The organism is Streptomyces sp. NPDC100445, assembly GCF_044759735.1.
GTDB lineage: Bacteria > Actinomycetota > Actinomycetes > Streptomycetales > Streptomycetaceae > Streptomyces.
This window is the reverse complement of sequence record NZ_JBIVZV010000009.1, coordinates 77,780-93,019: the sequence shown is the minus strand read 5'-3', so window position 1 is coordinate 93,019 and position 15,240 is coordinate 77,780. Positions and strand designations below refer to the sequence as shown.

5 protein-coding genes are annotated in these 15,240 nt (G+C 72.0%); 3 read left to right on the top strand and 2 right to left on the bottom strand.

The genetic code is table 11. From position 1 onward, the window contains the following. The first annotated feature begins 150 nt into the window (after window positions 1-150). The gene (locus ACIQVT_RS21765) at window positions 151-2,946 is read left to right on the top strand and encodes an aconitate hydratase (RefSeq protein ID WP_403756129.1); all 2,796 of its coding nucleotides are present in this window, start codon (window positions 151-153) and stop codon (window positions 2,944-2,946) included. A 94-nt stretch (window positions 2,947-3,040) separates the two neighbouring features. Here ACIQVT_RS21765 and ACIQVT_RS21760 read toward each other — a convergent pair whose 3' ends face one another. Next, complete coding sequence (locus tag ACIQVT_RS21760; protein ID WP_403756126.1) at window positions 3,041-5,752, bottom strand: SpoIIE family protein phosphatase; 2,712 nt, start codon at window positions 5,750-5,752, stop codon at window positions 3,041-3,043. Window positions 5,753-6,176: 424 nt separating this feature from the next. On the opposite strand from ACIQVT_RS21760, the gene ACIQVT_RS21755 reads away from it, so the two are divergent. Next, window positions 6,177-9,485, top strand: a complete 3,309-nt coding sequence (locus ACIQVT_RS21755; RefSeq protein ID WP_403756123.1) for a GH92 family glycosyl hydrolase — start codon at window positions 6,177-6,179, stop codon at window positions 9,483-9,485. 67 nt (window positions 9,486-9,552) lie between these two features. On the opposite strand, the gene ACIQVT_RS21750 is transcribed toward ACIQVT_RS21755, so the two are convergent. Then, complete coding sequence (locus ACIQVT_RS21750; protein WP_403756120.1) at window positions 9,553-13,353, bottom strand: GH92 family glycosyl hydrolase; 3,801 nt, start codon at window positions 13,351-13,353, stop codon at window positions 9,553-9,555. A gap of 381 nt (window positions 13,354-13,734) precedes the next feature. Between ACIQVT_RS21750 and ngcE the strand changes: the two genes are divergently transcribed. Further along, on the top strand, window positions 13,735-15,180 hold the full coding sequence (ngcE, locus tag ACIQVT_RS21745) for an N-acetylglucosamine/diacetylchitobiose ABC transporter substrate-binding protein (protein ID WP_403756117.1): 1,446 nt from the start codon (window positions 13,735-13,737) through the stop codon (window positions 15,178-15,180). Window positions 15,181-15,240: the final 60 nt, after the last annotated feature.

Here is a 15,240-nt window from a genome sequence, read left to right as displayed (position 1 = left end):
GTTATCTCGACATCGAGATATCTGCCGAGGCGCACCGCAGCCGCCATGCCTGTAAGGGTGACCTAACTTAGCCTGACCTTAGCGGATCGGCCCGGCCGGCGTGGCGGCAGGATTGACGGTGGTACGCGCACATCAATGAAGGAGACTGTCGTGTCGGCGAACAGCTTCGACGCCCGCAGCACGTTGCCGGTGGGCGACGAGTCGTACGAGATCTTCCGGCTGGACAAGGTGGAGGGCTCGGCCCGCCTGCCGTACAGCCTCAAGGTCCTGCTGGAGAACCTGCTCCGCACGGAGGACGGCGCGAACATCACCGCCGACCACATCCGCGCGCTCGCCAACTGGGACTCCCAGGCCCAGCCCTCCCAGGAGATCCAGTTCACGCCGGCCCGCGTGATCATGCAGGACTTCACCGGCGTTCCCTGCGTGGTGGACCTCGCCACGATGCGTGAGGCCGTCAAGGAGCTGGGCGGCGACCCGGCCAAGATCAACCCGCTGGCGCCGGCCGAGCTGGTCATCGACCACTCCGTCATCGCCGACAAGTTCGGCACGAACGACGCCTTCAAGCAGAACGTCGAGCTGGAGTACGGCCGCAACAAGGAGCGCTACCAGTTCCTGCGCTGGGGCCAGACCGCGTTCGACGAGTTCAAGGTCGTCCCGCCGGGCACCGGCATCGTCCACCAGGTGAACATCGAGCACCTGGCCCGCACGGTCATGGTCCGCGGCGGCCAGGCGTACCCCGACACCCTCGTCGGCACCGACTCGCACACCACCATGGTCAACGGTCTCGGTGTGCTCGGCTGGGGTGTCGGCGGCATCGAGGCCGAGGCCGCCATGCTCGGCCAGCCGGTCTCCATGCTCATCCCGCGCGTCGTCGGCTTCAAGCTGACCGGTGAGCTGCCCACCGGCACCACCGCCACGGACCTCGTGCTCACCATCACCGAGATGCTCCGCAAGCACGGTGTGGTCGGCAAGTTCGTCGAGTTCTACGGCGAGGGCGTCGCCGCCACCTCCCTGGCCAACCGCGCCACCATCGGCAACATGTCGCCGGAGTTCGGCTCCACCGCAGCGATCTTCCCGATCGACGACGAGACCCTGAACTACCTGCGCCTGACCGGCCGCTCGGCGCAGCAGGTCGCCCTGGTCGAGGCCTACGCCAAGGAGCAGGGCCTCTGGCTGGACCCGCAGGCCGAGCCGGACTTCTCCGAGAAGCTCGAGCTGGACCTGTCGACGGTCGTCCCGTCCATCGCCGGCCCGAAGCGCCCGCAGGACCGCATCGTCCTCGCCGAGGCCGCCCAGCAGTTCGCCAAGGACGTCCTGAACTACGTCGAGGCGCCCGTCGGGCAGACGCCGGCCGCCTCCGCCTCCCCGGTCGACGAGGCCAGCGCCGAGTCCTTCCCGGCCTCCGACGCCCCGGCCTACGGCCACCAGGAGAACGGCGCCGGCGCGCCGCGGCACGGCGAGGGCACCGGTGCCGTGCCGTCCAACCCGGTCCAGGTCACCGCCCCCGACGGCACCACCTACGAGCTGGACCACGGTGCGGTGACGGTCGCGGCCATCACCTCCTGCACCAACACCTCCAACCCGTACGTCATGGTCGCCGCCGCCCTGGTCGCCAAGAAGGCGGTCGAGAAGGGCCTGACCCGCAAGCCGTGGGTCAAGACCACCCTCGCCCCGGGTTCCAAGGTCGTCACCGACTACTTCGACAAGGCGGGCCTGACCCCGTATCTCGACAAGGTCGGCTTCAACCTCGTCGGCTACGGCTGCACCACCTGCATCGGCAACTCCGGCCCGCTGCCGGAGGAGGTCTCCAAGGCCGTCAACGACCACGACCTCGCGGTCACCTCGGTCCTCTCCGGCAACCGGAACTTCGAGGGCCGCATCAACCCCGACGTCAAGATGAACTACCTGGCCTCCCCGCCGCTGGTCGTCGCGTACGCCCTCGCGGGCTCCATGAAGGTGGACATCACCAAGGACGCCCTGGGCACCGACCAGGACGGCAACCCGGTCTTCCTGAAGGACATCTGGCCCTCCGAGGCCGAGGTCAACGGCGTCGTCGCCAACGCCATCGGCGAGGACATGTTCAACAAGTCCTACCAGGACGTCTTCGCCGGCGACGCCCAGTGGCAGGCGCTGCCGATCCCGACCGGCAACACCTTCGAGTGGGACCCGCAGTCGACGTACGTGCGCAAGCCCCCGTACTTCGAGGGCATGACCATGGAGACCACCCCGGTCTCCGACATCACCGGCGCCCGCGTCCTGGCCAAGCTCGGCGACTCGGTCACCACCGACCACATCTCCCCGGCCGGCGCGATCAAGGCCGACACCCCGGCCGGCCAGTACCTCACCGAGCACGGTGTGGAGCGCCGCGACTTCAACAGCTACGGCTCCCGCCGCGGCAACCACGAGGTCATGATCCGGGGTACGTTCGCCAACATCCGCCTGCGCAACCAGATCGCGCCGGGCACCGAGGGCGGCTACACCCGCGACTTCACCCAGGACGGCGGCCCGGTCTCCTTCATCTACGACGCCTCCCGCAACTACATCGAGCAGGGCGTGCCGCTGGTCGTCCTGGCCGGCAAGGAGTACGGGTCCGGCTCGTCCCGTGACTGGGCGGCCAAGGGCACCGCGCTGCTCGGTGTGAAGGCCGTCATCGCCGAGTCGTACGAGCGCATCCACCGCTCGAACCTCATCGGCATGGGCGTCCTGCCGCTCCAGTTCCCGGAGGGGCAGAACGCGGAGTCCCTCGGCCTGACCGGTGAGGAGGCCTTCTCCATCGCCGGCGTGACCGAGCTGAACGACGGCACCACGCCGCGCACGGTCAAGGTCACCACCGACACCGGTGTCGAGTTCGACGCGGTCGTCCGCATCGACACCCCCGGTGAGGCCGACTACTACCGCAACGGCGGCATCATGCAGTACGTGCTGCGCAGCCTGATCCGCAAGTAAGCGGTCGGGCGGCAGGACGAGCCGGCGGTACGGCACAGCCGTCCAGGGCCGCATCCCCGAGCCGGGGGTGCGGCCCTCGCCGTCGCCGGCCCGCTCACTCCGCCAGGAGCGCCGACAGGTCCGGGAGCGCCAGCTCCGCCCAGATCACCTTGCCGTGCGGGGTGTACCGGGTGCCCCAGCGCTCGGCCAGCTGGGAGACCAGGAACAGTCCCCGGCCGCCCTCGTCGGTCGTCGCGGCGTACCGCAGGTGCGGTGAGGTGCTGCTGCCGTCGGCCACCTCGCAGATCAGCGTGCGGTCGCGGATCAGCCGTACGTGGACGGGGTCGGAGCCGTACCGGATGGCGTTGGTGATCAGCTCGCTCAGCACCAGTTCCATCCCGAAGCCCAGCTCCGACAGCCCCCACTCCTCCAGCCGGTCGGAGACGGCACCGCGCATCCGCGACACGGCGGCCGGGTCGCGCGGCACGTCCCAGTCGGCCACCTGCTCGGGCGGCAGCGCCCGGGTGCGGGCGACCAGCAGGGCCACGTCGTCCTTGGGGCGCTCGGGCAGCAGCTCCCGGAGCACCGCCCGGCAGCTCTCCTCCGGCGACCGGTCGGGGTGGCCGGCCAGCGACCGGCGCAGCAGCTCCAGCCCCACGTCCAGGTCCCGGGCGCGGTCCTCGACCAGGCCGTCGGTGTACAGCACGAGCTGGCTGCCCTCGGCCAGCTCCAGCTCGGCCGTCTGGAACGGCATGCCGCCCAGGCCCAGCGGCGGACCGGCCGGCAGGTCGGGGAAGACGACGCTGCCGTCCGGATGGACCAGCGCGGGCGCCAGATGGCCGGCCCGGGCCATGACGCAGCGCCGCGTCACCGGGTCGTAGATCGCGTACAGACAGGTGGCGCCGACGATCTCGGTGGTGTCCGCGTCGGCCTCGTCCTGGTCGATGCGGCCGACCAGGTCGTCCACGTGGTGGAGCAGCTCGTCGGGCGGCAGGTCGAGGGTGGAGAAGTTGTGCACCGCGGTCCGCAGCCGGCCCATCGTGGCGGCGGCGTGCAGGCCGTGCCCGACCACGTCGCCGACGGCCAGCGCGACCCGGCCGCCCGGCAGTGGGATCACGTCGAACCAGTCACCGCTCACCCCGGACTGCGCCGGCAGGTAGCGGTAGGCGACGTCGAGCGCGCTCTGCTCGGGCAGGGCCCGCGGCAGCAGGCTGCGCTGGAGCGTCACCGCGAGGGCGTGTTCCCGGGTGTAGCGGCGGGCGTTGTCGATGCTGACCGCGGCACGGGCCACCAGCTCGTCCGCCAGGGACAGCTCCTCCGCGTCGAAGGCCTCCCGTTTGGCGCGCCAGAAGTTGGCCATGCCCAGCACGACCCCGCGCGCCTGGATCGGGGCGGCGATCAGCGAGTGGATGCCGTAGTCCAGGATCTGCCGGGTCCGCTCCGGGTCCTGCACCCGCCAGCCGTCGGCCGCCGACAGGTCCGTGACCAGTTCGGAGCGTCCGGCGCCGTAGCCGCGCGCCTGCGGGGTGGAGGGCAGGAAGTCGATCAGCCGGCCCTCCTCGTAGAGCGGGTGGTCGTCCCGGATGCCGCTCACCGCGACCCGCCGCATGTCCGTCGCCGCCGGCATGGTGTCCCGCGCGGCCGGCGCGGGTTCCTCGCCGTGCAGCACGGCGTCGGCGAGGTCGACGGTGACGAAGTCGGCGAAGCGGGGGACGGCGACCCGTGCCAGCTCGTCGGCGGTGCGGACGACGTCCAGGCTGCTGCCGATGCACAGCCCCGCGTCGTACAGCAGCTCCAGGCGCTCCCGGGCGGTCTCGGCGCGGCCGGACACGGCTTGGAGCTCGGTGGAGTCGCGCAGCGTCACGACGGTGCCCCCGGGGCCGCCGGCCCGGTCGGTGGGGCGCTGGTTGACCGCGAGCAGCCGGCCCTTGGCGAAGTGCACCTCGTCGGTGGCCTCGCGCCCGGAGGCGAGCAGCTCCACCGTCGCCGGTTCGAGGTCGGGCAGCTCGTGCACCGTGCGTCCCTCGCTGTTCGCGGGCAGCTCCAGCAGGCGTCGGGCCTCGTCGTTGACGAGCAGCAGCCGGCCGTCGGGGCCCACGATGAGCACGCCCTCGCGCACCGAGTGCAGGACCGTGTCGTGGTGCTCGTACATGCGGGTCATCTCGTCAGGGGCGAGGCTGTGGGTCTGCCGCCGCAGCCGGCGGCCCACCAGCGCCGTCCCGCCGGTCGACACCAGGAGCGCGCCGGCCCCGGCGCCCAGGATGATCGGCAGTTGCCGGTCCAGCTCGCTGGTGACGTGCCGGACCTTCAGGCCGGCGGAGACGAGGGCGATCACCTTGCCGCGGTCGTCGTCGACGGGCACGGTGGCCTGCACCTCGTGGCCGAGCGGCCCGTGGACGCTCTCGGTGTAGACCTTCCCGGCGAGCGAGGGGCCGATGGTGCCCACGAACCGCTTGCCTATCCGGCTGGGTATCGGGTGGGTGTACCGGATGCCGTGCGTGTCCATGACCACGATGAAGTCGACGCCGGCGGTCTTGCGCGCCGCCTCGGTGAGCGGCTGGAGCACCACGGACGGATGGGGCCGCTCCAGCGCCTGCTGGAGGCCCGGGGCGTGGGCGAAGGTCTCGGCGACGGCGACGGACCGGCGCCGGGCCTCCGTGGTGGTGTCCCGCCGCGACTGGAGCACGAGGGCGAGGACGGCACAGAGCACGAGCAGCACCACCAGCGCCACCTGGAGCAGGAAGACCTGGCCGGCGACGCTGCGGGGACTTTTGCCGATCACAGTGCGCCATGCGAGGCGCCTGAATCGGGCAGATGTGTCCGGCATGCGGTATTTGTAGCACTGGGGATTTCGGGCTGGCTATGGCCCGTCCACGAGATGGACGGTCCGGGGCCGTCCCGGGGCTCGGTGTCCCGGGTCCGGCGTCTGCTGTCCAGCATCCACCCGCCCCGCCCGACGGGCCAAACGGCCCCCGGCGGGAGCGGGGTGACATCCTCCCGGGGAGGGCCGGGACCGTGCGTGGCTTGTGCGCCGCCGTGGCCGCGCGACATCGTTGTCAAAGGTGTGTACCTGACTCTACCGCCGCAACGGACAACGATGTCAAGCCACTTGACCGGTCCGGCCGGGTGAGGCGGGAGCGCGCCTGCCCGGACGCGGGCGGTCTTCCGTGGTACCGCTGACCCACGCTACTGTCCCTGCGGCTTGTGCGACCCGTGTGCGCGACCCGTCCGTGAGGAGGAAGGGCCGCGTCATGCGTTTACGACCCACGTCCCTGCTGCTGGCCGCGCTCCTGGCGACCGCCGGCACCGCGACACCCGCCCACGCAACCCCCGACCGCGCGGCGTCCGCCGCGCCACCCCGTCTCGTCGAGGACCCCACGCCGTACGTCGACCCGCTGATCGGCACCAGTGGCGGCGGCGACGTCTTCCCCGGCGCCGTCGTGCCCTTCGGCATGCTCTCCTGGAGCCCGGAGAACACCCGCGGCGACGCCACCAGGACGGCCGCCCCGGGCGGCTACCAGTACGACGCCACCCGCGTCCGGGGCTTCAGCCTCACCCACATGTCCGGCACCGGCTGCGCCGGCGGCAGCGGCGACATCCCCTTCTTCCCGTACGCCGGCGAGGTCACCTCCTCCCCGGCGAGCGACACGACGAACGCCGTCTACGCCTCCGACTTCCGCCACGACGACGAGACCGCCGAACCCGGCCACTACAAGGTCGCCCTGGCCTCCGGGGTCACCGCCGACCTCGCCGCCACCGCCCGCACCGGCTCCGCCCGCTTCACCTTCCCGGCCGGCTCGCCCGCCTCCCTGCTGGTGCGCACCTCCGACTCCGAGGTGGGGTCCGAGGACTCGGAGGTCTCCATCGACCCCGACACCCGCACCGTCTCCGGCTCGGTCACCTCCGGGAACTTCTGCGGCTACCTCGATCCCGAGGGCCGCCGCGCCTACTACACCCTGCACTTCACCGCCCGCTTCGACCGCGCCTTCCGGGCCACCGGCACCTGGCACGACGACACGCTCCGGCCCGGCTCCCGGGAGGCGTCCGGCGGCACCGGCGGCTTCTCGCACGGCGGCCGGCCCGTCGCGGGCAAGGGCGCGGGCGGGTACGTCGAGTTCGCGCCCGGCGACGGTCCGGTGACCGCCCGGGTCGGCATCTCCTACGTCAGCGGGGCCGCGGCCGAGGCGAACCTCGCCGCCGAGAACCCGCCGGACCGCACGTTCGACGCCGTCCGCGACGCGGCCCGGCGCGCCTGGCGCGAGCGGCTCGGCGCCGTCCGGGTGGGCGGCGGCACGGACGCCGAGCGCACCACGTTCTACACCGCGCTGTACCACGCGCTGCTGCACCCCAACGTCATCAGCGACGCCGACGGCGGCTACCGGGGGTCCGACGGCCGGGTGCACACCGTCGGCGGCGGGGACGGCCGGGGTGCCGGGCGCCACCGGCACGCGCAGTACGGGACCTTCTCCGGCTGGGACGTCTACCGCGGCCAGCTCCAGCTCCTCACCCTGCTCGACCCGGACACCGGCTCCGACATCGCCCGCTCGCTGTACACCCTGGCCCGGCAGAACCACGGCGTCTGGGACCGCTGGCTGCACGGCGCGAGCGGCACCCACGTCATGAACGGCGACCCGGCGGCGACCGCGCTGGCCGGCATCCGCGCCTTCGGCGGCACCGGGTTCGACCTGAAGGGCGCCCTGCGCTCGCTGGTCGGGGCGGCGACCGTGCCCACCCCGGAGGACCTGTCCGCGGCCGGCAGGCCCGTGCTCTCCGCCGGCCAGCGCCCCTCGCTCGACAAGTACCTGAAGCTGCACTACATGCCCAGCGTGTCCAACGCCTGGGGCGGCGCCGCGGAGACCCTGGAGATGTCCACCGCGGACTTCGCGATCTCCGAGCTCGCCCGCGCGGCGGGGGACAGGGACACCCGGGCCCGCTTCGCCCGCCGCGCGCAGTGGTGGGAGAACAACCTCGACATCGCCGCCGCGCCCGGCGGCGCCTACATGGCCGACCGCGGGGCCGACGGCAGCTGGGTGCCCGGCTTCACCCCGGACACCGGACGCGGCTTCGTGGAGGGCACCGCGGCCCAGTACACCTGGATGGTCCCGCACGACCCTGCGGGCCTCTTCGCGGCGCTCGGCGGCCGGGAGCGGGCGCTGGCCCGGCTGGACGACTTCTTCCACGACGCCCGCGGCGACTGGGCGTTCACCGGCGGCGACGGCACCGAGGCCGAACTGGACAACGAGCCGTCGATCGACGTCCCGTACCTGTACGACTACGCGGGCGCCCCGTACAAGACGCAGGAGACCGTCCGCGCGGCGATGCGGCGGCTCTGGTCCGACCGGCCCGGTGGCATCCCGGGCAACGACGACCTCGGCGCGATGTCGGCCTGGTACGTCTTCTCCGCCCTCGGCATGTACCCGCAGGTGCCGTCGCGGGCCGAACTGGTCCTCGCCTCACCGCTGTTCGAGCGCATCGAGATCAGCCGCCCGCACGGCGACGACATCTCCGTGCACGCGGCCGGAGCGGCGGCCGACGCACCGTACGTACGGTCCCTGCGGGTCGACGGCCGCCCCGGCGACCGCCCCTGGCTGCCCGCCTCCTTCGTCCGGGACGGCGGCCGGCTCGACTACACCCTCGGCCGCACCCCGGACCGCGCCTGGGGCGCGGACAGCCCGCCGCCGTCCTTCCGGCAGGGCGAGCGGCCGTACCTGACCGGTGTCGGACCCACCGCCGCCACCCTCGCGCCCGGCGACAGCACGACGGTCACCGTCCGGGCACGGTCCCTGGCCGGCGGCGCCGGCCCGCGGGCGCGGTTCCGGGTGCAGACCCCGCCCGGGATCACGGCCACGCCCGCCGCGGGCACGGTCACCGGCGGCGCCCGCGCGATCACGCTCACGGCGGCCCCGGACGCCGGGCAGGGCTTCGCCGACGTCACCGTCACGGTCACCGCGGGCGGCACCTCCGCCCGGCAGCCGGTGACCCTCACCGTGGCCGCCCCGGGCACGCTGCTCGCCGCCTACGACGACACGGGCGTGTCCGACGACTCCGGCGACCACGGCGAGGCCGACTTCGACGGCGGCGGCTGGAGCTACTCACGCCAGGCGCTCGCCGCCGCCGGGCTCACCGGGGGCGCCCGGGGCACCGTCGGCTCACTGGCGTTCACCTGGCCCGCCTCACCCGGCGGCCGCCCCGACAACGCCACGGCCGACGGGCAGACCGTCCGGCTGGCGGAGCCCGCGCAACGGCTGGCCTTCGTGGGCAGCGCGGTCGACGGCGACCGCAGTGCCGCCGCCACCGTCACCTACACCGACGGCACCACCGGCACGGTCGCCCTGGCCTTCACCGACTGGACCCTGGGCGGCGGGGGCGGCGCCGTGCGGTACGGCAACCAGGTCGTCGCCCGGACCGCGTACCGCAACGTCACGGGCGCGGACCGGGACCCGGTGCCGACGTACGTGTTCGCCACCGAGCCGTACCGGGCCCCGGCGGGCCGGGCCGTCGCGAGCGTGACACTCCCGCACGACCGGGGCCTGCACGTGTTCGCCCTCGCGACCGGCTGAGCCCCGCGCGGCGAGGCGGCCCGCCCCCTTCCCGGGGGGCGGGCCGCCTGCCTCGTGTCCCGGGCGGTCAGCCCAGCAGTTCCACCTCCGCCAGGGCCGACTCGCCGTCCAGGACCAGGCGGTACCTCGTGTACGTGCCGGGCGCGGCGACGGTGAAGGCGCGGGTCTGCCGGTCCCAGGCGAACGTCTCACCGGAACGGTGGTCCAGGGTCCGCCAGTCCGTGCCGTCGGTGGAGCCCTGGAGGGTCCAGCCGGTCGGCGCCCGGGTGTGGTCCGCCGAGGTCAGCGTGTACTGCACCGGCCGCACGGCGCCCTGGACCGGCAGGTCCGCCGAGACCAGCGTGGCGCTCGTCGCCGAGGTGTCGTCGAAGAGCGGGCCCTCGCCCTTCAGGACGTCCGACCTGGGCGCCGGCACCTTGTCGTCCCGGGTGACGGAGACCGGTGCCGCGTCCTTGCCCGTGCCCCACGTCGAGGGCTCGGCGCCCATGGCGAACTCCAGCACCCCGCCCCTGGACAGCAGCGAGTGGGGGAGCGAGGTCGAGGTCCAGGGACGGCCGTCGAACCGGACGCCCTGGACGTAGACGTTCCTGGCGCTGTTGCGCGGCGCCTTCACCACCAGGTCGCGGCCGTTCTCCAGGTGCACGGTGACCTGCTTGAAGAGCGGGGAGCCGATGGAGTACTCGCCGCTGCCCATCACCAGCGGGTAGAAGCCGAGCGCGGAGAAGAGGTACCAGGCCGACTGCTCGCCGTTGTCCTCGTCGCCGTGGTAGCCCTGCCCGATCTCGCTGCCGGTGTAGAGCCGGGACAGTGCCTCGCGGACGCCGGCCTGCGTCTTCCAGGGCCGGCCGGCCGCGTCGTACATGTAGAGGACGTGGTGCGCGACCTGGTTGGAGTGGCCGTACATGCCCATGCGGACATCACGCGCCTCGGTCATCTCGTGGATGACCCCGCCGTAGGAGCCGACGTAGTCCGGCGAGGCCGTCTCCGGGGTGGCGAAGTAGGTGTCGAGCTTGTCCGCGAGGCCCTCGCGGCCGCCGTAGAGGTTGGCCAGGCCCCGGCTGTCCTGCGGGACGCTGAAGGCGTAGCCCCAGCCGTTGGTCTCGGTGTAGTCGTAGCCCCACACGCGCGGGTCGTACCGGTCGGAGTCCACCCGCCAGTGGCCCTCGGCGTCCCGGCCCTGGAAGAAGCCGGCCCGGGAGTCGAACAGCTTCACGTAGTCCCGCGCCCGGTTGAGGAAGTACGCCGACTCCTCCCGGTAGCGCTGGTGGCCCGTCCTCTTGTACAGCGCCTCGCCCATCCTCGCGATGCCGTAGTCGTTGACGTAGCCCTCCATCGCCCAGGACAGGCCCTCGGGGGTGCCGGTGCCGGTGTAGCCGAGGAAGGGGGAGGTGCTCATGCCCTTGCGGCCGACGCCCGGCATCGGCGGGACGACGGTGGCGTTCTTCACGGCCGCGTCGTACGCCGCCGCCGCGTCGAACCGCACGCCCTTGACGTAGGCGTCGGCGAACGCCACGTCCGAGGATGTGCCGGTCATCAGGTCGGCGTAGCCGGGCGAGGACCAGCGGGAGGTCCAGCCGCCGTCCTTGTATTGCTGCACGAACCCGTCGACCATCCGGCCCGCCTGGGTGGGCGTCAGGAACGAGTACGCCGGCCAGGTGGTGCGGTAGGTGTCCCAGAAGCCGTTGTTGACGTACACCGTGCCGTCCACGATCTTCGCGCCGGTGTGCGTCGGGGTGTCCGGCCCCGGCATCGGGGAGAACGGTGAGGCGTACCGGTCGCGGCCGCCGGCCTTCTCGAAACCGGAGTTGGGGTAGAGGTACAGCCGGTACAGCCCGGAGTACAGCGTGGTCAGCTGGTCCGGGGTCGCGCCCTCCACCTCGACCTTGCCGAGCAGCCGGTCCCAGACGCGCTGGGCCCGTGCCTTCACCGTGTCGAAGGACGCGCCGTCCGGGACCTCCTGGCGCAGGTTGTCCTTCGCCTGGTCGACGCCGATGAGCGAGGTCGCGATCCGCAGGGTGACGGTGCGGTCGGCGCCCGCGTCGAAGCGCAGGAAGCCCTTCACCCCGCTCGACGAGCCGTCCGTCACCGGCTTGTCGAACTCGCCGTACACGAACAGCCGGGTCGCGCCGGCGGACAGCCCCGACTTGACGTCCGAGTAGCCGGTGACGGTGCCGTGCTCCTTGTCGAGCGTGAGGCCGGCCTGCTCGGTGACGTTGTCGAAGAGCACGCTCGCGTCGTCACCGGGATAGGTGAAGCGGAGGACGGCCGCGTGGTCGGTCGGTGTCATCTCGGCCTTGAGGCCGTTGTCGAAGCGGACGCCGTAGTAGTAGGGCCGCGCGGTCTCGTTCTCGTGCCGGAAGGGCAGCGCCCGGGCCTCGCGCCCGGTGTCCGGGGTGCCGGACGCGGCCGACGGCATCAGCTGGAAGGTCTGCCGGTCGCCCATCCACGGACTCGGCTCGTGGCTCGCGCTGAACGCCTGGACGGTCGGCCGGTTGTCGGCGTTGTTGGCGCGCGCGTACTCGTATAGCCAGCTCAGCGAGGAGGCGTTGGTGACCGGCGTCCAGAAGTTGAAACCGTGCGGCAGGGCTGTCGCGGGGAAGTCGTTGCCGCGCGAGAAGCTGCCGCTGGAGTTGGTGCCGCGGGTGGTCAGGGCGTAGTCCGACAGGTGCGCCTTCGGCCGCTCCGGTGCCACGGGCCGCAGCGACACGTCGTCGATCCAGCCGCGGAACTTCGCCGGGCCGGCGGGGGAGTCGTACGCCACCAGGATGCGGTCGACCGTCCGGCCCGCCGCCACCGCGCCGATCCGCGCGTCCACCTCGTTCCACTGGTTGACGTACAGCGACTTCGACTCACCCTGTCCGCGCGGCGAGAGCGGGAAGCCGTGCTGGTCCCGCGCGCCGAGGCCGCTCAGGTAGGTGCCGTCGGTGAAGGCCAGGTCGAGGGAGACGTAGGTGGCGTCGTAGTCGCGGTCGCCGTCGGCCATCGAGGGGAAGACGCGGTAGGACAGCCGGGTGTCGCGGCCGACCTTCACGTCCACGTCGAAGACCTTGTTGTACGAGTACGCCCGCCCGGCCGCCGTGTGCCGTCCGGCGTAGCGCAGCGCCCGCTGCCCGGTGAATCCGGCCCGCGCCTTGGCGGTCGGCGAGCCGCTCGGGCCCCGGTCGGTCAGGGTCAGCATGTCCTGCGGCACCGGACCGCCCCCGCCGCCGGTGGAGAACTGCACGTCGGCGAGTTGGAGGAGGTCCGGGGCGCCGTGGTTCCGGGTCACCTCCAGCCGGAAGTGCCGGTACTCGGCCGGTTCGGCGAGGTCGTAGGACCTGGTCTGGAACCGTTCGGCGAACGTCTCGCCCGAGCGGGTGTCGAGGGTCTTCCAGTCCTTGCCGTCGGTGGAGCCCCGCAGCGTCCAGTCCGCAGGGTCCCGTTCGGCGTAGTCGTTGGCCGAGGTGAGGGCGTACGTCGTTATCCTGACGGGCTTGTCCAGGTCGAACTCCGCCCAGCCGGTGGGCGCGAAGGTCAGCCACTTGGTGCCGGGCTCGCCGTCGACGAGGTTCTCCTTGACCTCGCCGGCGCCCGGGTTCTCGCCGCTCGCCCGTACGTCGGTGACGTGGTCGGTGACGTTGCCCGGGATGCCGGTGCTGTACCCGCCGTCGACACCCGAGGCGCGCTTGCCGCCGTCCGGCCCGGTGTCGACGGTGTTCAGCCAGTCCGGCGCCGGATCGCCCGCCTCGAACGAGGACGCGAACTCCCGGTCGGCCGCCGCGGCCCGCGCCGGCAGGGCGACCGCCGCGCCCTGCGCGCCGACGGCCATGACAAAGGCGGCCGTGAGGACGGCCGCCGGACCCCAGCTGTGCCGAGTTCTCCGCTGCATCTACGGAATTCCCCTCCTGCACCCTCTGCCGGACAACGTTGTCAGTTACGGGGCGCAGAAACCAGTAGGTGGTCAAGTGGCCGGAGATGTCAAGGGTGTTGGCTGTGGCATTCAGGGCGTTATGCCGTTGGTTTTCCGGGGATGCCGCACATCGGCGCCGCATATTTCCGCGAGGTCTCAACTCGGAAAAGACCCGAGGCCAACCTTGCGCTCGATCTTGCTCCGTCGGCGGAAAGTGGACTATACCTGTCGGCGCCCGGTACAGAATCGCTCTCCCGGCAGCACACGTACTGCGTACTTCCCGCACCACCCAGCTTGACCCGACCGCGGTGCCGGGCAGGATCCGGTTCACCGCCTCCTGGAGAAGGCGAGGACTTGAGCATGGGATCCACTTCCGAGGGGGACCACGACCGCGCGGGCGTCGGCCGCCGCGCGCTGATCACCCGGTCCGCCGCACTCGGCCTGGCCGGTGTCCCGGCGATGGGCCTGCTGTCCGCATGCGCCAGCGGCGGGGGCGACGACTCCGGTGGCGGCACCGCCAAGGGGAAGACGTCCAAGGACAACCCCTTCGGCGCCGCGAAGGGCGGCAAGCTGGACGTCGTCGTCTTCAAGGGCGGCTACGGCGACGACTACGCCAAGGCGTGGGAGGCCGACTTCGACAAGAAGCTCGGGGTCACTTCCAGCCACACCGGCACCCAGGAGATCACCGGCAAGCTCCAGCCGCGCTTCAACGCGGGCAACCCGCCGGACATCGTGGACGACTCGGGCGCCCAGAAGATCAACATCGATGTCCTGTACAAGAACGGCCAGCTCCTCGACCTCGCCGAGGTCCTGGACGCGCCCTCGGTCGACGACCCGGCCCGCAAGGTCCGCGACACCCTCATCCCCGGCACGCTCGACCCGGGCCTCCAGGAGGGCAAGATCGTCGCGCTGAACTACATCTACACCGTCTGGGGCCTGTGGTACTCCGGCAAACTCTTCCGGGACAAGGGCTGGCAGCCGCCCAAGACCTGGGACGACTTCCTCGCCGTGTGCAAGGACGCCCGGTCGCAGGGGATCGGCGGCCTCGCCCACCAGGGCAAGTACCCGTACTACATCAACGTCGCCATCATGGACCTGATCGCCAAGAAGGGCGGTCTGGACGCCATGAAGGCCATCGACAACCTGGACCCCAGGGCGTTCGTCGGCTCCGACGCCGCGCGGGCCGCCGTCGAGGCCGTCTACGAGGTCGTCGAGAAGGGCTACCTGATGCCCGGCACGAACGGTCTGACCCACACCGAGTCGCAGACCCGCTGGAACCAGTACAAGGCCGCCTTCATCACCTGCGGCTCCTGGCTGGAGAACGAGCAGCTCAAGCAGACCCCGACGGACTTCGACATGAAGTTCCTGCCCATGCCGCTGCTCTCCGGCAGCGTCCTGCCGTTCGAGGCGATCCGGGCGGGCTCGGGCGAGCCCTTCGTCATCCCGTCGAAGGCCCGGAACCTGCCGGCGGCCAAGGAGTTCATGCGACGCATGCTGTCCAAGGAGTGGTCGACGCTCTTCGCCAAGCAGGCCAACTCGCTCACCATCCTCAAGGACGGCGTCGACCCGGACGTCCGGCTGCGCCCGGGCACCCAGTCCACGGTCGAGGCCTCCAAGGCGGCCGGGGACCACACCTTCCGCTACCTGTACACCGAGTGGTACGGCGAGATGGGCACCGCCATCGAGGCCGCGTCCAACGAGCTGATGGCCCGGCGTATCCAGCCGAAGGAGTGGCTGAAACGGTGTCAGGCCGCGGTGGACAAGCAGGCCAAGGACCCCGCGTCGAAGAAGAACCACCGGGACTAGCGTCTTTCGTTCGGATCGGGCCGGATCAGGGAGCGGGGGCTGGTGCCGTGGATCGCAAGG